This window comes from Streptomyces virginiae, from assembly GCF_000720455.1.
Taxonomy (GTDB): Bacteria; Actinomycetota; Actinomycetes; order Streptomycetales; family Streptomycetaceae; genus Streptomyces; species Streptomyces virginiae.
The window spans coordinates 1-24,034 of sequence record NZ_JOAK01000050.1 but is presented as its reverse complement, the minus strand read 5'-3'; the positions used below and the strand labels follow the sequence as shown (position 1 = coordinate 24,034).

At 72.8% G+C, this 24,034-nt stretch carries 20 protein-coding genes and 2 pseudogenes; 10 read left to right on the top strand and 12 right to left on the bottom strand.

Translation table 11 applies throughout. The annotated features are described in order from the left end of the window. The 4 genes and pseudogenes from IG86_RS41945 to IG86_RS0136755 all read left to right on the top strand — a co-directional run. Positions 1-2,411: pseudogene (locus IG86_RS41945) on the top strand (response regulator); the annotation flags it as partial. Beyond that, a complete protein-coding gene (locus IG86_RS0136765; RefSeq protein WP_078848366.1) occupies positions 2,408-4,837 on the top strand; it encodes a SpoIIE family protein phosphatase in 2,430 nt (809 codons plus the stop codon). The pseudogene IG86_RS41945 and the gene IG86_RS0136765, both read left to right, overlap by 4 nt. 112 nt (positions 4,838-4,949) lie before the next feature. Next, complete coding sequence (locus IG86_RS0136760; protein WP_030902681.1) at positions 4,950-5,792, top strand: dienelactone hydrolase family protein; 843 nt, start codon at positions 4,950-4,952, stop codon at positions 5,790-5,792. Between the two features lie 241 nt (positions 5,793-6,033). Further along, the gene (locus IG86_RS0136755; RefSeq protein ID WP_030902679.1) at positions 6,034-6,822 is read left to right on the top strand and encodes a class I SAM-dependent methyltransferase; all 789 of its coding nucleotides are present in this window, start codon (positions 6,034-6,036) and stop codon (positions 6,820-6,822) included. 217 nt (positions 6,823-7,039) lie between these two features. Here IG86_RS0136755 and IG86_RS0136750 read toward each other — a convergent pair whose 3' ends face one another. Genes IG86_RS0136750 through IG86_RS0136740 form a run of 3 tightly spaced genes read right to left on the bottom strand, consistent with a single transcriptional unit; the run spans position 7,040 to position 9,040 of the window. Next, on the bottom strand, positions 7,040-7,378 hold the full coding sequence (locus IG86_RS0136750; protein WP_030833771.1) for a PadR family transcriptional regulator: 339 nt from the start codon (positions 7,376-7,378) through the stop codon (positions 7,040-7,042). A 34-nt stretch (positions 7,379-7,412) separates the two neighbouring features. Further along, a complete protein-coding gene (locus IG86_RS0136745) occupies positions 7,413-8,132 on the bottom strand; it encodes a hypothetical protein (RefSeq protein WP_030902677.1) in 720 nt (239 codons plus the stop codon). Between the two features lie 38 nt (positions 8,133-8,170). Continuing rightward, complete coding sequence (locus IG86_RS0136740; protein ID WP_157854981.1) at positions 8,171-9,040, bottom strand: hypothetical protein; 870 nt, start codon at positions 9,038-9,040, stop codon at positions 8,171-8,173. Positions 9,041-9,217: 177 nt separating this feature from the next. Here IG86_RS0136740 and IG86_RS0136735 point away from each other — a divergent pair, with 177 nt between their 5' ends. Together IG86_RS0136735 and argG are read left to right on the top strand one after the other, a co-directional pair. Continuing rightward, positions 9,218-10,489 (top strand): PP2C family protein-serine/threonine phosphatase, encoded by a 1,272-nt coding sequence (locus IG86_RS0136735; RefSeq protein ID WP_051785625.1) that lies wholly within the window; start codon positions 9,218-9,220, stop codon positions 10,487-10,489. A 17-nt stretch (positions 10,490-10,506) separates the two neighbouring features. Beyond that, on the top strand, positions 10,507-11,958 hold the full coding sequence (gene argG, locus IG86_RS0136730) for an argininosuccinate synthase (RefSeq protein WP_030902672.1): 1,452 nt from the start codon (positions 10,507-10,509) through the stop codon (positions 11,956-11,958). A 93-nt stretch (positions 11,959-12,051) separates the two neighbouring features. On the opposite strand, the gene IG86_RS0136725 is transcribed toward argG, so the two are convergent. Beyond that, positions 12,052-12,483, bottom strand: coding sequence for a VOC family protein (locus tag IG86_RS0136725; RefSeq protein ID WP_030902670.1), 432 nt, complete (start codon positions 12,481-12,483; stop codon positions 12,052-12,054). 158 nt (positions 12,484-12,641) lie between these two features. Between IG86_RS0136725 and IG86_RS39485 the strand changes: the two are divergent. After that, positions 12,642-13,321: pseudogene (locus IG86_RS39485) on the top strand (HAD-IA family hydrolase). Positions 13,322-13,445: 124 nt separating this feature from the next. Here the strand turns inward: IG86_RS39485 and IG86_RS0136715 are convergent. The 4 genes from IG86_RS0136715 to IG86_RS0136700 all read right to left on the bottom strand — a co-directional run bounded on the left by IG86_RS0136715 (position 13,446) and on the right by IG86_RS0136700 (position 17,332). Continuing rightward, positions 13,446-14,087, bottom strand: a complete 642-nt coding sequence (locus tag IG86_RS0136715; RefSeq protein WP_030902669.1) for a ScbR family autoregulator-binding transcription factor — start codon at positions 14,085-14,087, stop codon at positions 13,446-13,448. 249 nt (positions 14,088-14,336) lie between these two features. Further along, positions 14,337-15,542 (bottom strand): serine hydrolase domain-containing protein, encoded by a 1,206-nt coding sequence (locus IG86_RS0136710; protein ID WP_030902667.1) that lies wholly within the window; start codon positions 15,540-15,542, stop codon positions 14,337-14,339. A gap of 177 nt (positions 15,543-15,719) precedes the next feature. Beyond that, positions 15,720-16,376 carry a response regulator gene (locus tag IG86_RS0136705; protein WP_030833748.1) on the bottom strand — a complete coding sequence of 219 codons (657 nt, stop codon included), beginning with the start codon at positions 16,374-16,376 and terminating at the stop codon, positions 15,720-15,722. After that, complete coding sequence (locus tag IG86_RS0136700) at positions 16,373-17,332, bottom strand: HAMP domain-containing sensor histidine kinase (protein WP_030833745.1); 960 nt, start codon at positions 17,330-17,332, stop codon at positions 16,373-16,375. Before IG86_RS0136700 ends, IG86_RS0136705 begins: the two co-directional genes overlap by 4 nt. Positions 17,333-17,616: 284 nt before the next feature. Here IG86_RS0136700 and IG86_RS0136695 point away from each other — a divergent pair, with 284 nt between their 5' ends. Beyond that, a complete protein-coding gene (locus IG86_RS0136695; RefSeq protein ID WP_107052001.1) occupies positions 17,617-18,102 on the top strand; it encodes a cation:proton antiporter regulatory subunit in 486 nt (161 codons plus the stop codon). 4 nt (positions 18,103-18,106) lie between these two features. After that, entirely contained in the window at positions 18,107-19,339 is a 1,233-nt protein-coding gene (locus IG86_RS0136690; protein WP_030902665.1) for a cation:proton antiporter, read from the top strand. 42 nt (positions 19,340-19,381) lie between these two features. On the opposite strand, the gene IG86_RS0136685 is transcribed toward IG86_RS0136690, so the two are convergent. The 4 genes from IG86_RS0136685 to IG86_RS0136670 all read right to left on the bottom strand — a co-directional run bounded on the left by IG86_RS0136685 (position 19,382) and on the right by IG86_RS0136670 (position 22,614). Continuing rightward, on the bottom strand, positions 19,382-19,642 hold the full coding sequence (locus tag IG86_RS0136685) for a hypothetical protein (protein ID WP_030833735.1): 261 nt from the start codon (positions 19,640-19,642) through the stop codon (positions 19,382-19,384). Between the two features lie 217 nt (positions 19,643-19,859). Further along, a complete protein-coding gene (locus IG86_RS0136680; protein WP_244306251.1) occupies positions 19,860-21,161 on the bottom strand; it encodes an LCP family protein in 1,302 nt (433 codons plus the stop codon). Positions 21,162-21,300: 139 nt separating this feature from the next. Beyond that, on the bottom strand, positions 21,301-21,978 hold the full coding sequence (locus IG86_RS0136675; protein WP_234316141.1) for a M15 family metallopeptidase: 678 nt from the start codon (positions 21,976-21,978) through the stop codon (positions 21,301-21,303). A gap of 93 nt (positions 21,979-22,071) precedes the next feature. Next, positions 22,072-22,614, bottom strand: a complete 543-nt coding sequence (locus IG86_RS0136670; protein WP_078848370.1) for a MarR family winged helix-turn-helix transcriptional regulator — start codon at positions 22,612-22,614, stop codon at positions 22,072-22,074. A gap of 178 nt (positions 22,615-22,792) precedes the next feature. Here IG86_RS0136670 and IG86_RS0136665 point away from each other — a divergent pair, with 178 nt between their 5' ends. Then, entirely contained in the window at positions 22,793-23,857 is a 1,065-nt protein-coding gene (locus IG86_RS0136665; protein ID WP_030902661.1) for an alkene reductase, read from the top strand. Positions 23,858-24,034: the final 177 nt, after the last annotated feature.

Genomic DNA, 24,034 nt, shown 5'->3' with positions numbered 1-24,034 from the left:
GCGGCTCACCGAGAACGTCAACGAGCTGGCCGGGAACCTCACCCGCCAGGTCCGGGCCATCGCCGAGGTCGCCAGCGCGGTCGCCGAGGGCGACCTGACCCGCTCGATCACGGTCGACGCCTCCGGCGAGGTCGCCGAACTCAAGGACAACATCAACTCCATGGTCGGCTCGCTGCGCGAGAGCACCCGGGCCAACCAGGAACAGGACTGGCTCAAGTCCAACCTCGCCCGCATCTCCGGACTCATGCAGGGCCACCGCGACCTCGCGGCCGTCGCCGAACTCGTCATGGACGAACTGACGCCGCTGGTCGCCGCCCAGTACGGCGCCTTCTACCTCGCCGAGGACGCCCCCAGCGGAACCGTGCTCACCCTCGTCGGCTCCTACGGCCGTCCCGCGCACGCCCAGGAGGGCACGAGGTTCGCCCTCGGGGAGTCCCTCGTCGGGCAGGCCGCCCGCAGCCACCGCATCATCGCCACCGACCGGGTCCCCGGCGACTACATCATCTCCTCCGGCCTCGGCCACACCACCCCGGGCAGCCTGATCATCCTGCCGATCGTCGTCGACGACCAGGTGCTCGGCGTGATCGAGATCGCCTCCTTCAGCGCCTTCACCGCCGTGGAACTCCAGCGCTCCAACGCCGAACTGGAGGAGAAGGCCGCCCTCCTCGCCAGCCAGAACAGCGACATCGAGGCCAAGAACCTGGAGATCGAACAGGCCCGGCAGGAACTGGAGGCACGCGCCCAGCAGCTGTCGCTGGCCTCCACCTACAAGTCCGAGTTCCTGGCCAACATGAGCCACGAACTGCGCACCCCGCTCAACAGCCTCCTCATCCTGGCCCGTCGAGTACGCGGGCATCATCCACTCGGCCGGCTCCGACCTGCTCCAGCTGATCAACGACATCCTCGACCTGTCGAAGGTCGAGGCGGGCAAGATGGACATCAACCCCGAGCGCGTGCACCTGCCCCAGCTGCTCGAGTACGTCGACGCCACCTTCCGGCCGATGACCACCCAGAAGAGCCTCGACTTCACCGTCACCACCGCCCCCGACGCACCCGACGACCTGCTCACCGACGACGCCCGCCTGCGCCAGATCCTGCGCAACCTGCTGTCCAACGCCGTCAAGTTCACCGAGCGCGGCGGCGTCGAGCTGCGCATCGAACCGGCGACGGCCCCCGAACTCCCCGCCGGCGTCTCCCGCCGCGGCCCCATGCTGGCCTTCCGGGTACGGGACACCGGCATCGGCATCCCCGAGCAGCAGCTGGAGTCCGTCTTCGGGGCCTTCCAGCAGGCCGACGGCACCACCAGCCGCAAGTACGGCGGCACCGGCCTCGGCCTCTCCATCAGCCGCGAGATCGCCCAGCTCCTCGGCGGCGCCGTCACCGCGGAGAGCACCCCGGGCCAGGGCAGCACCTTCACCCTCTACCTGCCGGTCAGCCGGGCGGACTACGAGGACGCCCCGCCCGCCGACGAGGCGGTGACGGCCTCGCCCGAGGGCACGTCCGCGACGGGCGAACCGGGCCGCCGGGACACGCCCGCGCTCCCGGCGCAGCGGCGCACCCGCCGGCTGCTGGTGATCGAGGAACGGCCGAACGGGCTGCTCTCCCTCGTCGCCGAGAGCGCCGACCGGGACTTCGCCCCGCACCCCCATGCCCCGGGGGAGCGCGGCGGCATCCAGGTCGTGGGCGCCACCAGCTCGCGGGAGGCGGCCGCCGCCCTGGCGTCCGACGCCTTCCACTGCGTCGTGCTGGAACTGGACATGCCCGACGGCGAAGCGCTGCGCTTCCTCGACGCGCTCGACGGGGACCCGGCCCTCTCCTCGCTGCCCGTCCTCGCCCACAACAACCCCCGGGTGCGCACCGGCCGGGAGGAGGCCCTGCGGGAACGGGCCGCGTCACGCCGGGTGGAACTGCTGTCCAGCCTGGACGAACTGCGCGAACGCATCGCCCTGCACCTGTCGGCCGAGCAGCCCGGGGACGTGCTGCCGCTCGTGCACCCGGACGCCCGGCAGCAGGACGCCCACGTGCCCGACGGTGACCTGGCCGGACGCACCGTCCTCGTCGTCGACGACGACGCGCGCAACCTCTTCGCCCTCAGCGGGGTCCTGGAACTGCACGGCATGCGGGTGCTCCACGCCGAGGACGGCCGCAAGGGCATCGACGCCCTCACCGGCAACGCCGACGTCGACCTGATCCTGATGGACGTGATGATGCCGGAACTGGACGGCTACGCGGCCACCGCCGAGATCCGCCGGATGCCGGCGTACGAGGCCCTGCCCATCATCGCGGTCACCGCCAAGGCCATGCCGGGGGACCGGGAGAAGAGCCTCGCCGCCGGCGCCAGCGACTACGTGACCAAACCGGTGGACGCCGACGACCTCATCGCCCGCGTCCGGCACTGGCTCACCCGATGACCGGCGACACGACGCGCGGCGGCGCCGTCCACCCGCCGTCCGCGCCGGTCGCGGGCCAGACCGCCTGCGCCATCCCGCACCAGTCCCCGACCCCGCTCGGGCGCCTCGTCGCCACCGTCGAACGGCTGCGCCGGGAGGTGCTGGAGGCGCAGGCCGCCGCCGACGGCCGGGCCCTCGTGGAACTGGCCAAGGGCATCCTCATCGGGCAGCTGAACTGCACGCCGGCCGCGGCGGCACGCCAGCTCGACGTGCTGTGCCGGGAGAGCGGCACGTCCCGACTCGAACTCGCCGCCGACATCGTCAACCAGGCGTCCCGCGACCACGTCAGCGAGATCGCCGCCGCGTTCGTCGAGAGCGCCGGCAGCACCGGCGTCGCCGACGACCCCGCCGAGCACTCCACGGTGTCGGTCCGGCTGCGCACCGCCGAGAGCGGCATGCTGGCCGCGGCCTCCGACACCCAGGCCGTGGCCGAGTCCCTCCTGACCAACGCCCTGGGGCCGCTGGGCGCCGTCGCCGTCGCCGTGTGGACCGCCGTGCCCGACGGCTCGCTGGCCCTCGCCGGCCACGCCGGCTTCCCGCCCCGGGAGGCCGTCCGCTGGCGGCACGTACCCCCCGGCGTGTCCACCGTCGCCGGCCTCGCACTGCGCGAGCGCCGGCTGGTGACCCTCGCCCGCCTCGAACGCGCGGGCCTGCCCTCCATCGGGCACCTCCAGTGGCCCGACGGCGGACGCATGGCCGTACCGACCGGGACGGGCGGACGGATCCACGGCGTCCTCGAAATCTGCTGGCCCGGGCCCCTGGCACCACAGCCGCCGCAGATCGAGCGCCAGGTCGAGGCCCTCGCCGAGCTGTGCGCCCGCACCATGGACGCCGCCGTGCCGGGCGACCCGACGGCCCTCGAAGCGGTACTCCCGGACGTCGCGGAACTCATCGACCTCGCCGAGGGACTTCAGGACCCGGCCGTGGTGCTCACTGCGGTCCTCGACCCCGACGGCCGGCTCACCGACTTCCGGATCCGGCACGCCGGCAGCCGCTTCGTCGACCCGGTGGGACGTCCGCGCGGCGACGTCAACGGCGCACTCCTGCTGGAGGCCTACCCGATGGCCGCCGCCGAGAACGGGCTGTTCGACATCATCGAGCGCGTCCACGCGACGGGCGAGCCGTTCCGGGCCGAACGCATGAGCCTGACCGCACTGGTCGACCAGATCCCGCTCACCTCGGTCGCGGACATCAGCGTCAGCCGCCACGGCGCCGCCGTCCTGCTGATCTGGCGGATCGAGGACGAGACGGCCCGGCTGGCCAACCTCCTCCAGCACGCCCAGCGCCTGGGCCGCATCGGCGGCTTCGAGGAGAACCTCGCCACCGGCGAGACCACCTGGAACGCCCAGCTCTACGCCCTGCACGGCCTCCCGGCCACCGCGCACCCCGTACGGCTGCGGGAACTGCCCGCCCACGCCCATCCGGACGACTCGGTCGCCCTCGGCCGCTTCCTGCGGGCGCTGCTCCACCACCGCCGCCCCTCGTCCGTCAATTTCCGCCTCCAGCGCCCCGACGGAATCACCCGCCACATCCGGGTGGTCGCCGAGCCCGTCCTCGACGCGGACCGGCGACTGCACGCCGTACGCGGCGCCTACCAGGACATCTCCGCCCAGCACTGGACCGAGGTGGCGCTGGCCGCGACCAGGGACCAGCTCGCCCACACCGAGGCCGAGTCCGCCGAACGCAACCGGCTCGCCCTCCAGCTCCAGCACGCCATCATGCCGCCCACACCGCCGGCCATCGAGGCTCCCGGCATGCGGGTGGCCGTGCGCTACCGGCCGGCCGAGACCGAGTCGCTCGTCGGCGGCGACTGGTACGACACCGTCGTCCTGCCCTCCGGTCTCATCATGCTGTCCGTGGGTGACGTCGCCGGCCACGGCATCGAGGCCGCCACCGGCATGGTCGTGCTGCGCAACGCCCTGCGCGGCCTGGCCGTCACCGGCGCGGGCCCGGGCCAGCTGCTGTCCTGGCTCAACACGGTGACCCACAACCTGGCCAAGCACGTGACCGCCACCGCCGTGTGCGGCATCTTCGACCCGCGCACGAGGGTGCTGCGCTGGGCGCGCGCCGGCCACCTGCCGCCCGTACTCGTCCGCGGTGGCGGGGCCGACGCCTTCCCGCTCATCGAGGGCCTGCTCCTCGGCGCCCTGCCCGACGTCAAGTACGGCGAGCGGGAGGTGCAGCTCGAACCGGACGACACCTTGCTGATGTTCACGGACGGGCTGGTGGAACGGCGGGACTCCTCCGTCCAGGACTCGCTCGGCCACCTCGTCAACGCGGCCGCCGCCGGTGCCGGGGACCTGGACGCGCGGCTGGACGGCCTGCTCGCCGGCAGCCGGTCGGACACGGACGACGACACCTGCGTGATCGGCATCCAGGTGGGCTGACGCCCCTGCGCCCGACGGCGACGACCACATGGTCCGTGAGGGTTGACCACCAGGCCATACCTGCCGGTAACTTGAGCGCGGTCCAGAAGCGTCGACGGAAGGGACCGGGCACGTGCCGAACCACGACCTGACCGGCTTCACCGAGGGTTCGTTCACCCACGAGGGCGCGACCCGCCGCGTGCTGTGCGCGGGCACGGGCCCCGCGGTGATCGTCATGGCGGAGATCCCGGGCATCACCCCCAAGGTCATCGAGTTCGCCGAGCGGGTGGCGGCCGCCGGCTGTACCGCCGTGCTCCCGGTGCTCTTCGGCGAACCCGGCCGCGACCCGGACCCGCGAACCGTCGGCTGGGCGAACAGCGGCCGCTACATGGCGTCGACCATGTGGCGGGTGTGCGTCAGCCGGGAGTTCACCCTGCTGGCCACGGGGCGCAGCTCCCGCGTGGTGCGGTGGCTGCGCGCCCTGGCCGCCGCCGAACACGAGCGGTGCGGCGGCCCCGGCGTGGGCGCGGTCGGCATGTGCCTGACCGGCGGGTTCGCCCTGGCCATGGCCACGGACGAGCGCCTGGTCGCCCCGGTCCTGTCCCAGCCGTCGCTGCCGCTGGCCTGCACCCCCGGCCGCGCCGCCGCCATCGACATCAGCCCCGAGGACCTCGCCGTGGTCCGCGGACGCTGCGAGCGCGAGGGGCTCCAGGTTCTGGGCCTGCGCTTCCGGGGGGACCGGCTGGTCCCGGGCGACCGGTTCGCGTACCTGCGGCGCGAACTGGGCGACGCCTTCGTCGCCGTCGAGCTGGACGACGGCGTCGCGAACCCGGACAGCGCCCTGCCGCCGCACTCCGTCCTCACGGAGCACCTCGTCGACGAACCGGGCCATCCCACCCGCGAGGCCCTCGACGCGGTCCTCGACCTCTTCCGCACCCGCCTCCTGCTCGAAGACCGCCCCCCCGCCGCGAACTGACGGCACCGTCGGCCGCGCCGGGGCGCGTTGCCGGGCTGCAGCCGCAATGGATGGCAATCTGGGGCATATCGCTACAGATCCACCACCCATCCACGCGGCAGGGGAGTCGTCCGCTCATCACACTCCAGTGATTTGTACATGTCGGTGACCGACGTCCGGTGGGTGCTGAAGATCCTTCCGGGTGGCAGCGGATCCCGCCTGCCGCACCGGGATTTCGCCTTGCGACGAACACGGAGTGCTCATGGCCACCAGGAAGAACCTCACCGCCAACCGGGAGTCCCTCGTCCACAAGGTCCGCTACGCGGCGAGCCGCCCGAACCGCATCGCCCCGTACCTCAAGCGCGCCGCGCGCGACCGGTGGCTGGCCTTCAAACACCCCGACCACGTGAGCTACTACCGGGCGGTGATGGCCTCGGACACGCGCCGCAACCCGGAGGCCGCCGTCGGCAGCCAGACCCACGAACGCTGGCTCGCCCTCGGCAAGATGCAGTTCGACTACCTGCTCGACCACGGGCTGAAGCCAGGGGCCAGGATGCTGGACATCGGCTGCGGGAACCTGCGCGCCGGCTGGCGCTTCATCGACTACCTCGACGCGGGCCACTACTACGGCATCGACATCTCGCCGGACATCCTCATCGCCGCCAAGCGGACGCTGACCGAGCGTGGACTCCAGGCCAAGGTCCCGCACCTGACGATCACCAGGAACCTCACGCTGGACTTCCTGCCCGACGCCTACTTCGACGTGGTCCACGCCCACAGCGTGTTCTCGCACTCGCCCATCGAGGTGATCGACGAATGCCTCGCCCACGTGGGCCGCGTCCTGGCGCCGGGGGGCCACTTCGACTTCACCTTCGACCGCACCACCGGCACCGAACACCAGGTCCTGCGCGAGGACTTCTACTACCGGACGCAGACCCTCGTCGACCTCGCCGCCCGGCACGGACTGGCCGCGCGCTTCATGGAGGACTGGGAGGAACTCGGCCACGGCCAGTCCAAGATCCGCGTCAGCGCCGTGGGGGCCGACGCCTGACGCCCGGCCGGCCGGTTCAGGCGCGGCCGGCCGTACCGGAGTCCCTGCGCCGCCCCAGGCGCACGCCCGGTCCCGTGGCCGCGAGCAGCACGATGTCGCAGCCTTCCTGCAGGCGGGTGAGCCGCCCGGCGTGCTCGGCCGCCTCCCGGGGGCCCGGCGGTCTCGTCGCCGAAGCCCCCGCGGAACTCCGCCGGGTACGGGCGCAGCGGGCGACGGCTCACGCCGTGGCCGTCTCTCCGCAGCCGCCCAGCCGGCGGGTGGCCTCGCGGGCCGTGGCGACGATCCGCGCCACCTCGGCCGCCAGGCTCTCCCGGCCCGTGGCGGTGAGGCCGTAGGTGCGCCGCAGCCGGCTGTCGACGATCTGCTCCTCGTGGACCTCGATCAGGCCCTGCCCCAGCAGCCGCTCCAGGGCCCCGTACAGGGTGCCCGTGCGCATCTTGACCCGACCGCCCGAAATCAGATCCACCTCGCGGGCGATCGCGTACCCGTGGCGGGGTGCGTCCGCGAGTGCGGTCAGGAGGAGAAGGGTCGGTTCCTGCATCGCGCGACCACTCATGCCCGCATGGTAGGTCACCCACCGGCATATGTCGTCAGGAGATGGCGTACCACTGGCTGGCCCAGCCGGTGTTGATGGTGGCCGTGGACTGCTCGCCGAGGTTCACGGTGGCGGGCAGCGAGGACTGGCCGGTCAGGATGCTGCTGTAGCGCAGGTTCGGCGGAGTCAGCCCGGCGTTGACGGAGATGCCGGCGCCCGTGGACTTCAGGGTGAGGGCGTTCGTGGCCCAGTTGCCGTTGAGCAGCATGGCGATGAAGTACGTACCGGGGGCGGCCGAGAAGGGCTTGGCCAGCGGCAGCGGCTTGGCGATGGCGTCCGTCATCAGCTGGGGCGAGATGTCGGCGGTCGACGCGACGAGCGTGCCCTTGGCGTCGTACACGCCGAGGTAGCAGTTGGCCAGCTGCGCGTTCGGGTCCAGCCCGGCCAGCCCCAGCCAGATGTTCGACCAGGTGATCTGCTCGCGCAGGACGATCCGCACCAGCGTGATCCGGCCGGCGACCCCGGCGGTGGACTGGGCGGTGACGTGGCCCGCGTCATTGGGGTCGCCGGTCCATGCCAGCAGGTTCTGGTCCTGCGGGCGCGGGCCGTCGAACCCCGAGCCGCCCCCCGGTGCGGCCGGGGCGGGCGCCGACGCCGTGGGGCCCGCCGTCGCGGGCCGGTCCTTGTCCGGGGCGTTACTGCAGCCCGCCAGCGCGAGCACCACCGCGAGCGCGGTGACGAGGCCTGTCGTGGCGGTGGTGGTGCGGGTGCGCATGGTCCCCCCATGAGGTGCTGGTGTGCCGACCGACATGATCACATGGTTGTCGGTCCGGGCCGGAGGGCGAGGGTCCAGGTGTGCAGGACGTGCTTGCCGGGCCGGTCGCGGTGTTCCTCCGCGACGGTCACGGTGAGCCTGTCGCCGCTGCGGCGCAGCCCACCGCGACAGCGCCAGGTCTGGTCCGGGTCCACGGGAAGCAGCTCGGCGAGGACGGCGTCCCCCAGCCGGCGGTCGACGGCACGCAGCACCCCCGCGTCGAGGACCAGGATGGTGCCGTCCGCGAGCACCACGGGCTCGGGGCACAGCGGATCGGTGAGCGACGGCCCGCGTTCGACGGCGCCCCCGGGCAGCAACCGCACCACCCGGCTGCGCGTGGGCAGACTGCGGTCGGTCTCGACGACGCGGATGCCCGTACCGGTGACGTAGTGACCGTAGCTGCGCCAGGAGTCCACCAGGGCGCCGTCCCGGTCGTACTCCCAGGTGTCGAAGACGTCGTAGCCCTCCAGCCCCAGGAAGAACCGGCCGCCGCTCAGCACCGCGCCGCTCGCACCCCGCAGCTCGGCGACCGGGGACCCGTCCACCAGGTCCAGCAGCAGGGCCGGACCGAGGTGCCCCCACGGGGTGTAGTCGAGCGAGTCCGTGGTGACCAGGACCCGGCCGCCGCAGATGTGGGCGGCGTTCGGGACACCGGAACAGGCGGCGGTCCACAGCACGCGGCCAGAGGCGTCGACGCAACGGACCTCCCCGGCCCCGCCCAGCACGCTCAGCCCGTCCCGCCGGGCCAGGGGCCGCCCGGCCGCCGGCGGCGCGCCGTGCGCCGGCCGCCCGGCCCCGCGCCGGTACTTCACCACGCAGACGTGCCACCCGCCGCCCGCCCCGCCACCGCTCTCCCCGCTCCTCGCCATGGCCCAGATGCTAGGGCGCGTCTCAGGGCGTGTCTCGGGCGTGTCCTGCCGATCAGGACACCCCGGGGCCGGCGACCGAACGGCCCAAGGCGGTCCCCCGTGCTGAAGCCGTTCCGCGCCGCCGCGCCTATCGTGGGAGGAACCTCACGACCGGGACGTAAGCACACGGACAGGTGGATCGTGAACGGATCCGGGATCGACTACCGGGCGGTGTTCCACGCGCTGCCGGGCGCGGCCGCGCTGCTGACCCCTGGTCTGGTGTACCTCGACGTCAACGCGGCGTACCTGGCCGTGGCCGGCCGCACCCGCGAGCAGATCATCGGCCGCCACATCTTCGACGCCTTCCCCGACAACCCCAACGACCCGGACGCCTCGGGCACCCGCAACATGCGCGCCTCGATGGAGCGGGCCGTGACCACCGGCGAGCGCGACGCGATGGCCCTGCAGCGCTACGACGTGGAGGATCCCGTGCGTCCCGGGGTGTGGCACGAGCGGTACTGGAGCCCGGTCAACGTCCCCGTCCTCGCCCCCGACGGCAGCGTGGCGCTGCTGCTGCACCGGGTGGAGGAGGTCACCGAGCTGATCCGGGCCCGGGGCGCCCGCAGCGGTGAGGACGCCACCCAGGTGCTGGAGTCCGAGCTCTACAGCCGGGCGCGGGAGCTCCAGGAGCTCAACGAGCGGCTGCGCCAGGCCCACGCCCGCGAACGCGAGGTGGCACTCCACCTCCAGGAGTCGATGCTCCCCGAGCCGAGCCCGCTGGCCCACCACCAGGCGGCCGTGCGCTACCGGCCCGCCGCCGCGTCCCTGAACGTGTGCGGGGACTGGTACGACCTCGTCGACGCGCCCGGCTGCACCGCCGTCGCCGTCGGGGACGTCGTCGGCCACGGACTGGGCGCGGCCGGCGTCATGGGGCAGCTGCGCAGCGCCCTGTCGGCCGCCTCGCTCGTCGCCGACGGCCCCGCGCAGGCCCTGGAGGTCCTCGGCCTCTACGCCCGCTCCGTCGCCGGCGCCGAGTCCACCACCGCCGTCTCGGTCTTCATCGACTGGCACAGCCGCACCCTCACGTACAGCAGCGCCGGCCACCTCCCGCCCGCGCTCTGCGACCCCGACGGCACCGTCGTCTTCCTCGACCGGGCCACCGACCCGCCGCTCGGGGCCCGCCCCGAACACGCGCCGCGCCCCCAGGCCCGTACGGCCTTCACCGAGGGCTCCGTCCTCGTCCTCTACACCGACGGCCTCGTCGAGCGCCGTCGCGAGGACATCGACACGGGCCTGGGCCGCCTCGCCGACGCCCTCGCCCGGCACCGCGACGCCGATCCCTCCGCGCTCGCCGACGCCCTCCTGGCCGAGCTGGTGCCGCCCGTCGGCGTCACCGACGACACGGTTCTGGTCGTCCTGCGCCTGGAAGGTCAGGCCGACACGCCCACCAGATTGCATGAACATGCGTGAGCCTGCATACTCTTCCTATGTCTAAGGTCCTCACCTCCCTTCCCACCGGCGAGCGCGTCGGCATCGCCTTCTCCGGCGGACTCGACACCTCCGTCGCGGTCGCGTGGATGCGCGACAAGGGCGCCGTCCCGTGCACCTACACCGCCGACATCGGCCAGTACGACGAGCCCGACATCGCGTCGGTGCCCGCCCGCGCCTCGGCGTACGGCGCCGAGATCGCCCGCCTGGTCGACTGCCGCGCCGCGCTGGTCGAGGAGGGTCTGGCAGCGCTCACCTGCGGTGCCTTCCACATCCGCTCCGGCGGCCGGGCCTACTTCAACACGACGCCGCTCGGCCGCGCCGTCACCGGCACCCTGCTGGTCCGGGCGATGCTCGAGGACGACGTCCAGATCTGGGGCGACGGCTCGACCTTCAAGGGCAACGACATCGAGCGGTTCTACCGCTACGGCCTGCTGGCCAACCCGCACCTGCGGATCTACAAGCCCTGGCTCGACGCGGACTTCGTCACCGAGCTCGGCGGCCGCAGGGAGATGTCGGAGTGGCTGCTCGCCCACGGCCTCCCCTACCGCGACAGCACCGAGAAGGCCTACTCCACCGACGCCAACATCTGGGGCGCCACCCACGAGGCCAAGACCCTGGAGCACCTCGACACCGGTGTCGAGACCGTCGAGCCGATCATGGGCGTGCGGTTCTGGGACCCGTCCGTGGAGATCGCCGCCGAGGACGTGACCATCGGCTTCGACCAGGGCCGCCCGGTGACGATCAACGGCAAGGAGTTCGCCTCCGCCGTCGACCTGGTGATGGAGGCGAACGCCATCGGCGGCCGCCACGGCCTGGGCATGTCCGACCAGATCGAGAACCGGATCATCGAGGCCAAGAGCCGCGGCATCTACGAGGCCCCCGGCATGGCGCTGCTGCACGCGGCGTACGAGCGCCTCGTCAACGCGATCCACAACGAGGACACCCTCGCGCAGTACCACAACGAGGGCCGGCGTCTGGGCCGCCTCATGTACGAGGGCCGGTGGCTGGACCCGCAGGCGCTGATGATCCGCGAGTCCCTCCAGCGCTGGGTCGGCGCGGCGGTGACCGGCGAGGTCACGCTGCGGCTGCGGCGCGGCGAGGACTACTCGGTCATGGACACCACGGGCCCGGCGTTCAGCTACCACCCGGACAAGCTGTCCATGGAGCGCACCGAGGACTCGGCCTTCGGCCCGGTCGACCGGATCGGCCAGCTCACCATGCGCAACCTCGACATCGCCGACTCGCGCGCCAAGCTGGAGCAGTACGCCGCCCTCGGCATCGTCGGCAACACGCACGAGACGCTGATCGGCGCCGCCCAGGCCGCCTCGACCGGCCTGATCGGCGCGATGCCGGAAGGCGGCGCCGAGGTCATCGCCTCCCGCGGCCGGGCCGAGGGTGACGACGAGCAGATGCTCGACCGCGCCGCGATGGAGTTCGGCACCGACTGACCCGCGGCGGCCCCGGCGGCGGGCGGCGCATCCCGAACACGGGACGCGCCGCCCGCCGCCTTGCGTCCGCCCGCGGCGTCCGGCGCGCCGGGGTCAGCGTTCGCCCAGCTCGGAGGGGGCCTCCTGGACCACCCAGCCGTTGCCGTCGGGGTCGTTGAAGGTGAGGAAGGAGTTCCAGGTGCCGCCCTTGCCCTCCTCCCAGCCCGACGCGCCGACATGGCGGACGGGGGAGACGGCCACCCCGCGCCCGGTGAGGGTCGCGTGGGCGGCATCGATGTCGGTCACGCACATCTGCAGCCCGTGCAGGGTGCCCGGGGCCATGACCTTCGCGTCGGGCGGCGTGGGCATCCCCTGGAGCAGGGCGACGGAGCAGCGGGAACCGGGCGGTGTCAGCTGGATGATGCGTACGCCGGGGGCGACCTCGTCGTCGAGGTCGACGTTGAAGCCGATCTTCCCGGCGTAGAACTCCTTCGCACGGTCCATGTCGGTGACGGGGACGGGCACGACTTCGATGGTCCAGTTCACGGGTGTCTCCTCGGAGCGTCGGCGGGCAGGGGGGTCGGCGCCTGTGGCGGGCCCCACGGTTGCCGATGACGCCCGGCCGCGCACGTCGAAACGCCCACGAGGGCCTGACGGGGTTGTTCCGTGAACCGTTGTTCGAAGGCGTGGTGCATGATCGGCGCATGATCACTGAACCCGCCGCCGGGCCCCGACCGAAGAAGTACGTCCTGTTCGACGTCGACGGCACGTTGATCGACGCCGTGGACAACCAGCGCAGGATGTGGGGGGAGTGGGCGCGGCGCCACGGGCTGGATCCCGAAGAGGTCCACCAGGTGGCGCTGCGAACGAGGCCGGTGGAGACCTTCGCCGAGGTCGCCCCGGAGCACGACCCCGCGGAGTGCCTGGCACTGCTGCACGAGCTGGAGGACGAGGACGTGCGCTCGGGCGTGTACGCGGCGTTCGACGGGGCGGCCGGCCTGCTGGAGGCCCTGCCGCCCAGGTCGTGGGCGCTGGTGACCTCGAACTACGAGCACCGGGTGCGCGGGCGGTTCGCCCGGACCGGCCTTCCCGTCCCGGAGGTCGTCGTCGATGCCGCCGCGGTGGCGGAGGGCAAGCCCTCACCGGTGCCCTACCTGCTGGCCGCGGCGCGGTTGGGAGCCGAACCGCACGAGTGCCTGGTCATCGAGGACGCACCGTCCGGTGTGCGCTCCGGTCTGCGCGCCGGGATGACGGTATGGGGGTCAACGCCCCCGTCGCGGTGGAGGGCGTGCACCGCCACTTCGCGAGCCTCGGCGAGGCTGCCGACGCCGTCCTCGCCTTCGTCGGGGCGCGGTCGGCCCCCGGTCCGGCCTCGAAGGGGTAGGGCGAGCCGCTGGTGAACTCCGGCAGGGCGGTCTCGGGCACGCCGTGGCGAGCACCCCCGTGGTTCGCCACGGCGTGTGCGAGGCCGTCCTGGTGCGGTGCGGTGCTGCGGTCGGTCGGTGCGGTCAGCCGGTGGGGGAGCCGTGCGACCGCGGTGTGCCCGTGGGGTGGAACCGGGCCATTCGGTTCGCGGGGACGATGGTGGGGAGGAGGAAGTTCCACAGGTCCGTGACCCGGGTGTGGAGGTCCTGGCGGCGGGTGCGCACGTGCGAGGTGACCTGGATGCCGGTGAACGCGCCGACGAGGAGGGCCGAGAGGGCGTTGACGTCGAGGGCGGCGTGGATGTCACCGACCCGCTGGGCCGGCGTCAGGCAGCTGCGGCAGGTGTCGATCCAGGCGTCGTAGGGGGTGGGGTCCGGGCTGGTGAAGGAACCGAACTCGATGACCAGGCGGATGCCGGCGCGGATGCGGACGTTGGTCCGCAGCCCGTGGGCCATCTGGTGGGTCAGGTCGATGACGGTCTGCAGCCCCGGGTTCTCGATCGCCGGAAGGTGCTCCGAGACCTGGAACTGTTCGTCCATCAGCGTGCGCGCGAGTGCCTGCTTGGACGGGAAGTGGAAGTAGAGCGCTCCCTTGGTGACTCCGGCGTGCTTGACGACGTCGCTGAGGCTCGTGCCCTCGAATCCGGAGTCGTCGAACGCGATGGCCGCGCCGTCGAGGATGGCCTGGCGGGTGATCTCGGCCCGTTCCTGTCTGGCCCTCGCCACGTGGTCGTCCTCCCGGGTCGCTGTCGGCGCGGTGTCCGCTGGGGTGGTGCCGTCAATGTAATCGGGTGAACTGAAAGAAAACCAGTCGACAGGTACTTTCTTATGAGAACGGGGAGGCGTTCGTGCTGTTGTGGGGCTCTTTGTGCGGTGTCTCATGCCGGGGCGCCGGTCATGAGGTACGAACGGCCCACCGGGCGGGCCGCGTTGGGGAGGGCACTGCCGCGGTGGGAAGTGCCCACCCCTGGCCGGTCAGTTGCCGAAGGCGGCGAGGGACAGCCGCAGGGACACCGGCGGGGCTCCGTTGACGGGAGCGCCCGAGGTCCCCGTCGAGTACACCGCGCGGCGGCTGAGGTCGCGGGAGGCGAACACGCCGCTGCGGTAGCCCGGATCGGAGCCCGTCTTGCCCCACAGGACCGTGCCGTCGGGCAGCGGCACGGACATGAGGCCGACGCTGTAACAGGCGGTGCCCTTGCCGGGGCCGACGTTGCAGTTGGAGCCGTCGGCGTACGGCAGCGGCTTGCCGTCGGCGCCCTTCGGCACGGTGAACAGCTCCGCGGCCTGCGCCGGACGCAGCAGGCGGCCGTCGAACAGGCCGGAGACGAAGCGGTCCAGGTCGCCCGTGGTGGACGTCATGCTGGTGGGCAGCCCGCCCTGCACGTTCACGTCCACGGAGGTGCCGTCGCCCTTCGACAGGTAGCCGGGCAGGTACGGCCGGGGCACGGGCCTGCTGCGGCCCGGCGCGACGGGCCTGGTCTCCCCCATCTTCAGCGGCTTCAGGATGCGGTTGGTCACCTCGTCCTGGTAGGTGTTCCCGGTGATCTCCTCGATGAGCTTGCCGGCGACGCGGTAGCCGAAGGAGTTGTACTCCTGCCGGGTGCCGGGGCTGAAATGCGGACCGGGAGCCGGCCTGCCCTCGGGGCGGAGGGTCTGCCGGATCACCTCGTCGAAGGTGAGGTAGTCGTGGCGGCGCTCGATCTCCTCGTCCGGGGAAACCCCGGGGGCGCCCTCCAGGTCATGGGGCAGGCCGCTGCTGTGGTCGAGCAACTGCCGCACGCCGACCGGCTCCTTGAACCGGTCCTCCGGCAGCAGCCCCGGCAGGTAGTGCTGGACGCTCTCGTCCAGGTCGACCCGCCCCTCGGCTGACAGCTGGAGGAGGATCACCGCCTCCATGGGTTTGGTGATGCTGCCGATACGGAAGTGTGCGTCGGGGCTGATGCGTTTGCCGGTGACGACGTCGCCGGAAGTGCCCCGCCAGGTCTGCCCGTTCTTGTGCACCTCGGCCACGACGCCGGAGGCGTGGTCGTCCGGGCGTACGGCGATCGCCTCGCGCAGCGCCGCCCGGTCCAGACCGGCGGACGCCCCGGTGTCGGCGGTGGCGGCGGTGGCGACCGACGAGGGGGCGACGGCCCCGAAGGTCACGGCGGCGGTCAGGAACAGCGCGGAGGAACGGCGCACGGGAACACTCCATCGGGAAGGCGGTGATCAACTCCTTCGAGTGTGTCCGTACGCACCGCCCCCTTCGACGGGGTTCCCCCCGACCCGACCCCGAACGCACCCTGACCCCGCCTCAGGGGAGTCCCCCGGAGCCCGAGAGCTTCGTGACCGGGCCCGCGCCGCGCGGGGGACGGGCGGTCAGGGTTCGATGAGGCCGACGCGGATGGCGTAGCGGGTCAGTTCCAGGCGGTCGCGCAGGCCGAGCTTCTGCAGGAGGTTGGCGCGGTGGCGCTCGACCGTCTTGGCGCTGATGACGAGGAGGTCGCCGATCTCCTTCGACGTGTGGCCCTCGGCGACGAGTTTCAGGATCTCCTCCTCGCGCTCCGTGATGGGCCGCGCCGGAAGGTCCTCACCGGTGCGGGCCCGGTCGAGGTAGGTGCGGATCAGCGTGGTCTCGGCGCCCGGATAGATGAACGGCTCGTCGCGCAGGGCCGCCCGGCAGGCCTCGACGAGATCGCGGTCCGCGACGGACTTCGGGACGTAGCCGCTGGCACCGGCCCTGAGGGCCTCGAAGAAGTACTGCTCGTTGTCGTACATGGTCAGCATCAGGATCCGCAGGCCCGGCCGCAGCCGGGAGAGTTCGCGGGCGGCCTGGAGGCCCGTCTGACGGGGCATCGCGATGTCGAGGATGGCGAGGTCCAGACCGGGGTCCTCGCGGGCGCGCAGGACGGCGTCAGCACCGTCGTCCGCTTCGGCGACGACGGCCAGATCCGGTTCGGCGTCGAGGATGAGCCGTACGCCGCTGCGGACGAGGGCGTGGTCGTCGGCGAGCAGGATGCGGGCCGGTGCGGTCATGAGCTGGATCCCCCGTGTCGGTCTGCGGTGACGTTCAGGCGCACATCGGTACCGCCCCCCGGCCCGGCGCCGACGAGCAGCTCGGCGCCGATCAGCAGGACGCGTTCGCGCATGCCCCGGATCCCGGCGCCCTCCGCGGCGCCGCCGAGCCCGCGGCCGTTGTCGCGGACGAGCAGCGCCGTGCCACCGCCCGGAACCGGACGCAGGTGCACCTCCACCCGGGTGGCCCCCGAGTGGCGGGCGGCGTTGGTCAGCCCCTCCTGCGCGACGCGGTACAGCACCAGCTCCGTCGCCGCGTCCAGGGCCGGCAGCCCCGGCGTGATGTGGGCGCTGACACCCAGCCGGGACGTGGTGAACTCCGCGGCCAGCGAACGCAGGGCACTGTGCAGGCCCAGTTCCTCCAGGACCCCCGGGCGCAGCCGGCGCGCGATGCGCCGGATCTCGTCGAGGCTGGCCCGGGTGGTCTCCTGCGCCTGGTGCAGGTCGCCGCGCACCGGTTCCGGGATCCGGTCGGCGGCGTGTTTGATCTGGAGCAGGACCGCGGTCAGGGTCTGTCCGACCTCGTCGTGGAGTTCCTGCGCGATGCGGTGACGTTCCTCCTCCAGGGCGGACAGGACCCGCCCGCTGCTGGTGGCCCGTTCCGCTTCGAGCCGGTCCAGCATCGTGTTGAACGTCCCGGTCAGTTCGGCGATCTCGCCCTGGCCGGTGACCTGCGGCCGGACGCCCGGCTTGAGGAGGTCGACCGTCGCCATCGCCCGGCTCAGCCGCCCCAGCGGGGCCAGCCCGATCCGCAGCAGCACCGCGTTCAGCACGAGCATCGCGGCCAGCCCGGCGACCAGCACGATCGCCTCGCCGAACAGCACCGGCGTCGACACCGTCACCGGCCCGAACAGCAACAGCACAGCGACGACGAACACGGCGGCGTTCAGCAGGAAGATCCGCCAGTACAACGACATGGCCACGCCCCTTTCCGGCCCGCTGCCTCCCGTCCCCGTCCCATCCCGTCCATGATCCCCGACTTCGCCCGCCGGTCCCATCCGGCACGCTCTGACCTGCGGCGGAGCCCACTTCCCCGCCCCATCCTCACCAGCCGGCCGGGCCCCTGTCCATCCGTGCCGACACCCATATTCCGGGCATGGCAAACATGGCAGCATGGGCCCCGCCGCGCCGGTTCCGCCTGCCTGGACCCGCCGCGTGCCGCACCACCGTCACAAGGCTCACGACACGAGGGGGATGGGCTGTGCCTGCTCCACGGATGCGTACGACGCCGCTGCCCGGCATCGGCGTCCAGTACGACCTCACCACCCGCGAACACCGCAACCTGTCGGTCATCGCACACCGGGACGGCACCCGCACGGTCAGCCTGTACCGGGCGGACGATCCCGACGCCTGCGCCGAATCGCTGCACCTGACGGGAGCGGAGACGACCTCGCTGATCGACGCCCTGATGCCGGCGCACCACAGCCCCAGCCTCCTGCACACCACCGACCTCGGCCTGGTCGCCGAGCGCGTCGAACTCTCCGCGCACTCGCACTGGAACGGCCGCCTCCTCGGCGAGACGAGGATGCGCACCGAGACGGGCGTCTCGATCGTGGCGGTGCTGCGACGGGCCGAGGCCCGCCCCTCCCCGGCCCCCGACTTCCGCCTCGCCGGCGGGGACACCCTCATCCTGATCGGCACCCGCGAAGGCGTGGACGCCGCCGCCGAGATACTCGGTCGGGAGTGATCGCGTGCATTCTGCCGTCTTCCTCATCGAGTTCGGAGCGATCATCCTCGGACTGGGCCTGCTGGGCCGGGTCGCGGGCCGGCTGAAGTTCTCGCCCATTCCCCTGTACCTGCTCGCCGGTCTCGCCTTCGGTACCGGTGGTCTCCTCCCGCTGGGGGCGAGCGAGGAGTTCGTCGCCATCGGTGCCGAGATCGGCGTCATCCTCCTGCTGCTGATGCTGGGTCTGGAGTACACCGCCAGCGACCTCGTCTCCAACCTCAAGACCCAGTACCCCGCGGGGATCGTCGACTTCACCCTCAACGCCCTGCCCGGCGCCGCCGCGGCCCTGCTCCTCGGATGGGGGCCGGTCGCCGCCGTCGTCCTCGCCGGCGTCACCTGGATCTCATCCTCCGGCGTCATCGCCAAGGTCATGGGCGACCTCGGCCGGCTCGGAAACCGCGAAACCCCGGTCATCCTCAGCATCCTGGTCCTCGAAGACCTCGCCATGGCCGTCTACCTCCCGATCATCACCGCCCTCCTCGCCGGGGTGAGCCTGGCGGCGGGCAGCCTCACGCTGGCCATCGCCCTCGGTGTCGCGGGCGCCGTGCTGTTCGTCGCCGTCCGCTACGGCCGGCTCATCTCCCGCTTCGTCTCCAGCGACGACCCGGAGAAGCTGCTGCTCGTGGTCCTCGGCCTGACACTGCTGGTGGCGGGCATCGCCCAGCAGCTCCAGGTCTCCGCCGCCGTCGGGGCGTTCCTGGTCGGAATCGCCCTGTCCGGTGAGGTCGCCGAGGGCACCCACACGCTGCTCAGCCCGCTGCGCGACCTGTTCGCCGCCGTGTTCTTCGTGTTCTTCGGCCTGCACACCGACCCGGCGAGCATCCCGCCGGTCCTGCTCCCCGCCCTCGCGCTCGCGCTGGTCACCGCCGGTACGAAGATCGCCACCGGCTACTGGGCCGCCAGGCGGGCGGGCATCGGAGTCAAGGGCCGCTGGCGGGCCGGCGGCACGCTCGTGGCCCGCGGCGAGTTCTCCATCGTCATCGCCGGTCTCGCCGTCACCGCCGGCATCGAACCGGCGCTGGGCCCCCTCGCCACCGCCTACGTCCTCATCCTGGTCGTCATCGGCCCGCTCACCGCCCGCTACACCCAGCCCCTCGCGGCCTGGTTCGCCGAGCGCCGCAGCCCCGGCGGCCGGTCCGCCGACCCGGTGCCGGACGCCGCCGCGGCCCTGCCGGAACCGGCCTCCCGGGAACGCTAGGCCGTGAAGGACACGGCCCGGCAGGGTCCGCGCCGTCCCGTCTCACGGCAGCCGTTCACGGTCCCGGCCGGGCGCGCCGGAGCGGATCACCGCCACCGCGGCCGCGATCAGGCCGGCCGCGAGGAGCAGGCCGTGCGGCAGGACGGCGCCGGCGACGGCCGCGGCGAGGGCGGCGGTCAGGGCGAGCGCCAGCAGTGCCCCCGGCCGGCCGGGCCGGTCCCGGCCGGGCGGGCGCCCGGAGCGCGGACGGCGGTGTGCGTGCCCGGCCCGTGCGAGGTGGGTCTCGTCGTCCCGGTGGGGCATGGCCGCTCCTCTCGTGCCCGAACGCACCCCTCCCGCCGGAGGGCCTCCGTACGGACAACACCGTCACCTGCACGGCCCGTTGGGGCCGGAGGTGAAGGCACGAGCGCTCACGCGCCGGCACCACGCCCCGCCCGCAACGGGAATGTTCCTCCACCCCACCATCACCCGGGGTTCCGGCCCCGCACATCGGGGCCGGCACCCATCTTCCGAACCCGCGTCACGACCGGACCGCCGGCACCGCTCGCGGTGGCTCGGCGCAGCGCAGGCTGTCGCCGGTCACCGGCGCGCCGTCGGCGATGTTGCGGTCGTAGGTGACCGTTCTGACCGGAACGGGTTCCGTGCCGACCGCGACGTCGAAGAGCGCGTCGTGGCCGGCGACGGCCTCCAGCCGGGAGCCGGGCAGCGCGGCCGCGAGGGTCGCCGCGTGCTCCTCCTGGCCCGGGGCGTACCGGATGACCGGCGGGCCCGCGGGCCGCACGAGCGGCGCCGACGGGGAGGTGTCGGTGACGACGAAGCCGTTGCGGCTCAGGGCCGCGGCCACGGTGGCGTCGTCCACGCGGACCCCGATGGCCTCGGGGTTGGTCGGCGCCGGAGTCTGCGCGACGGGCTGGATCCGGGTGTCGCCGGTGATCGGCCGGTCCGCCCCCAGGGCCTGCCACAACGCGGCGGACCGGGCCTCGTGCCACACCAGGGTGGACCCCACGCCCGGCACGCGGTGGTCGAAGAGCCGGATCGGTACGGTGGCGAACTCGGTCCGGTCCGCCCGCAGCCGGCCGAGCGTCCAGCCGATGCGGATCAGGTCGCCCGGGCCCGTCCGGTCGCCGGTGCGAACGGTCTTCAGCAGGGTGCGGACGGTCCGTGCCGTGCGCAGCGGGCTGGCCAGGGCGCCCTCGACGGTGAGACGGGCCAGCAGGTCGTTGACCACGCGCTGCTGGCGGCGGACGCGGCCCAGATCGCCGGGCCGGAGATTGACGTGCCGGGCCCGGACGTAGCGCAAGGTCCGGTTGCCGTCGGTGTGGTGGCGGCCGGCCCCGATGTCCAGGCCGGAGTTCTCGTCCTTCAGCGGCCGGTCCGTGCACACGGTCGCGCCGCCGAGGTTGTCGACGGTCCGTTCGAAGCCGGTGAAATCGGTCTCCAGGTAGTGGTCGACGTGGAGGCCGGTGGCCTTCTCGACGGTGGCGACCGTGAGCGGGCCGCCGCCGAGGGCGAACGCACCGTTGATCTTGCCGCTGCGCGCGGGGACGGTGGTGCCGGCGTATTCGACGTAGGAGTCGCGCGGGATGGAGACGACGCTCGCCCGGTGCCCGTCCTCGGACAGGTGCACGAGCATCATGACGTCGGTGCAGTTGCACCCTTTCCCGCCCACGTGGAGGCGGTTCTTCTCGGCGGCCGAGAGCCCCGCGCGGCTGTCGATGCCCACGATCAGGATGTTGGTGCCCCGTCCGCCGCCCGCCGCGGCCGCGGTCTGGGCCGATACGGCCTGCGGGCCGACGAGGGCGCCGCAGGAGAGGGCGGTCACGCAGGCGAGAGAAACGGCGAGTCGACGCAACGCGAATCCCCTCAGACTGGTCGAACAATCACAAAAGGTGACTGTAGGGGTACCCGGGGGAGGGGTCGTCGTGTACACGCCGGTGTCACCCGCGCGGCGGGCCCGGCGCTCACTCGCCGTTGGCGGAGAAGTGCTGGTAGTCCGGGTTGGCCCAGCGGCCGCCCCACTGCCAGCCCACCTCGCGGAAGGCCGCGGAGACCGCGTCGTCCCGGTGGATCTGCCCCGGGCGCGCCACGGAGCGTCGCAGGTGGGCGTGGGCGTCCGGCGGGTGGACGACACCGTGGATGTCGACGTACGGATTCTCGGCGGGGTTGATGTCGACCGCGTCGCCCCACGCGTGCTGTGACAGGCGCCGGGGATCGCCGGTGACCGGGCGGCAGTTGAAGGCCGAGGTGTTGTCGTCGGCCATGGCTTCCGCGTCGTCGCGGTACTCGGCCATCACGCGCATCCGGCGGATCGGGAACCGGGCCTCGAAGGCCCGCTCGAAGACGTGCAGGACGGGGCGGACGGCGTTCTCGTGGACGACCATCTCGCCCACGTGGGTGCGGCCGTCGAAGCCCCGGTGGTTCATCCGGATCAGCCGGAGCCGCTCCGGCGGGACCGGGCAGCCCACCCGGTAGGAGGCGCCCAGCTTCTCCTGCGGCACGGTCGTCACCCGCGCGGTGAACCGGGCCGGCGGGTCGGGCGGCCCGGCCGGCGACCGCGGCGGCGCGGCCTGCGTGGAACAGGCCAGTGCGGCCGCGCAGAGAGCGGTCGTCACGGCCGCGGCCGCGGTGGTGTGGCGCACGGGACAAAGGCTACGGCGATCGCCGCAGCCGGGCATGCCGGGCTCGGCCGCGCGGGAGCCGCGGTGACGCGGGGCGGTCGCCCGGCGCTCGACTCAGCAGCCGACGGGCCCTTTGCCGGCCGTCCCGCACTCCGCGTCGCCGTTGCGGACGACCGACGCGCACAGGGAACCCTCCACCTTGCCCAGCAGGCGGCCCAGCTCGGCGCGTTCGGCGTCGTCCAGTCCGTCCAGGGTCTGGCGTTCCAGCTCGCCCCACGCCCCGCGGACCTCGACGAGCAGCCCGCAGCTCGCCTCCGTCGCCTCGACCAGGGAGGCCCGCCGGTCGGCGGGGTCGGGGCGGCGCCGTACGTGGCCGGACTGTTCGAGGCGCTGGAGCATCTTGGTCACCGTGGAGGGGTCGAGCCCGACCGCCTTGATCAGCTCCGACTGGCGCACGGCCCCGGTGTCCCACAGGTGCATCATCAGGAACTCCTGGCCAGGATGCAGCCCCAGGTCCCGCAGGAGGCGGCCCGCGGCGATCCGGTGGAGCCGGGCAACCCGGCTGATCGCATGGCTCACCGGCCCGTCCAGCACGGCGCCGGGCGCCGCCGCGCACTGCGGGGGCGTGCGCGTGTCGGGGGCGGTTTCCGCGGTCATTGGCTCGCTCCTCCTGCGTCGGAGACGGCGGGCCCGGTGGGCGGGGCTGCGCCCGGACCGTCGCCGTTCTCCGTCGATCCTACCCATCACCCAGATTTTACCTTGGTCGACCAAGTAATGGAGTACGCTGCATCCCGAAGCAATTGATTGGCCGACCAAATATCTCTGTGAGGCGAAAATGACCAGCGCTTTCGACCCGGTCCGCATGGCCGGCAGCACCCTGTCCAACCGGATCGCCCTGGCTCCGATGACCCGCAGCCGTGCGGGCGAGGGCGGTATCGCCACCCCGCTCGTCGCCGAGTACTACACCCAGCGCGCCTCGGCCGGCCTGATCATCAGCGAGGGCGTCCAGCCCTCGGTCGTCGGACAGGGCTACCCCTTCACCCCCGGCCTGCACAGCTCCGAACAGGTCGCGGCCTGGCGCGAGGTCACCGACTCCGTCCACGCGGCCGGCGGGCGGATCTTCGCCCAGCTGATGCACTCCGGCCGCATCGGCCACCCGTCGCTGCTGCCCGACGGACTCGTCCCGGTGGCCCCGTCGGCGGTCACCCCCCAGGGGCAGCTGTTCACCGGCGAGGGCATGAAGGACTTCGTGACCCCCCGCGAACTCGCCGGCGACGAGGTGCGCGCCACCATCGCCGACTACGCCGAGGCCGCCCGCAACGCCATCGAGGCGGGCTTCGACGGCGTGGAGCTGCACGGGGCCAACGGCTACCTGATCCACCAGTTCCTGGCACCCGGCTCGAACCTGCGCACCGACGAGTGGGGCGGCCCGGCCGAGAACCGCATCCGCTTCGCGGTCGAGGTGGTCAAGGCGGTCGCCGCCGCGATCGGCGCCGAGCGCACGGCGCTGCGCGTCTCGCCCGGGAACCCGTACAACGACATCTCCGAGCCCGACCCGCAGTCCGTCTACGAGGCGCTGGTCAAGGAGATCGACGGCCTGGGGCTGGCCTACCTGCACGTGCTGGAGTACGCCCCCGAGGCGCGGGAGACGACCCTCGCCCTGCGCAAGCAGTTCTCCGGACTCCTCGTGCTGAACCCGGCGACCGATGGCCCCACCGATCACCGGGCCCTCACGCTCGTCGAGGACGGCACCGCCGACCTCGTCGCCTTCGGCGCCCTGTTCCTCGCCAACCCCGACCTGCCGGACCGCCTGCGCACCGAAGGCCCGTACAACACCCCCGACCCGTCGACCTTCTTCGGGGGAGACGCCCGCGGCTACACGGACTACCCCACCCGCTGAGGAGGGTGGCTGCCCGTGACGGCGAGGGCCCGTCCCGCCGTCACCCCCGGCACGCCCTCGCGTTCGTCAGCCGCGGTGCTGGTGTCCGCGGCGGCCCCAGGACTCGGTGTCGATGACGTTGCCGCGGTTGTCGCGGAGGGTGGCGGTGTCGCGGTCGTTCCAGACCTGCTGGTGGCG

Coding starts and splice junctions, on each gene's coding strand:
- IG86_RS0136765 (WP_078848366.1), top strand. CDS start 2,408: ATGACCGGCGACACGACGCGCGGCGGCGCCGTCCACCCGCCGTCCGCG.
- IG86_RS0136755 (WP_030902679.1), top strand. CDS start 6,034: ATGGCCACCAGGAAGAACCTCACCGCCAACCGGGAGTCCCTCGTCCAC.
- IG86_RS0136750 (WP_030833771.1), bottom strand. CDS start 7,378: ATGAGTGGTCGCGCGATGCAGGAACCGACCCTTCTCCTCCTGACCGCA.
- IG86_RS0136745 (WP_030902677.1), bottom strand. CDS start 8,132: ATGCGCACCCGCACCACCACCGCCACGACAGGCCTCGTCACCGCGCTC.
- IG86_RS0136740 (WP_157854981.1), bottom strand. CDS start 9,040: ATGGCGAGGAGCGGGGAGAGCGGTGGCGGGGCGGGCGGCGGGTGGCAC.
- argG (WP_030902672.1), top strand. CDS start 10,507: ATGTCTAAGGTCCTCACCTCCCTTCCCACCGGCGAGCGCGTCGGCATC.
- IG86_RS0136705 (WP_030833748.1), bottom strand. CDS start 16,376: ATGACCGCACCGGCCCGCATCCTGCTCGCCGACGACCACGCCCTCGTC.
- IG86_RS0136700 (WP_030833745.1), bottom strand. CDS start 17,332: ATGTCGTTGTACTGGCGGATCTTCCTGCTGAACGCCGCCGTGTTCGTC.
- IG86_RS0136685 (WP_030833735.1), bottom strand. CDS start 19,642: ATGCCCCACCGGGACGACGAGACCCACCTCGCACGGGCCGGGCACGCA.
- IG86_RS0136670 (WP_078848370.1), bottom strand. CDS start 22,614: ATGACCGCGGAAACCGCCCCCGACACGCGCACGCCCCCGCAGTGCGCG.
- IG86_RS0136665 (WP_030902661.1), top strand. CDS start 22,793: ATGACCAGCGCTTTCGACCCGGTCCGCATGGCCGGCAGCACCCTGTCC.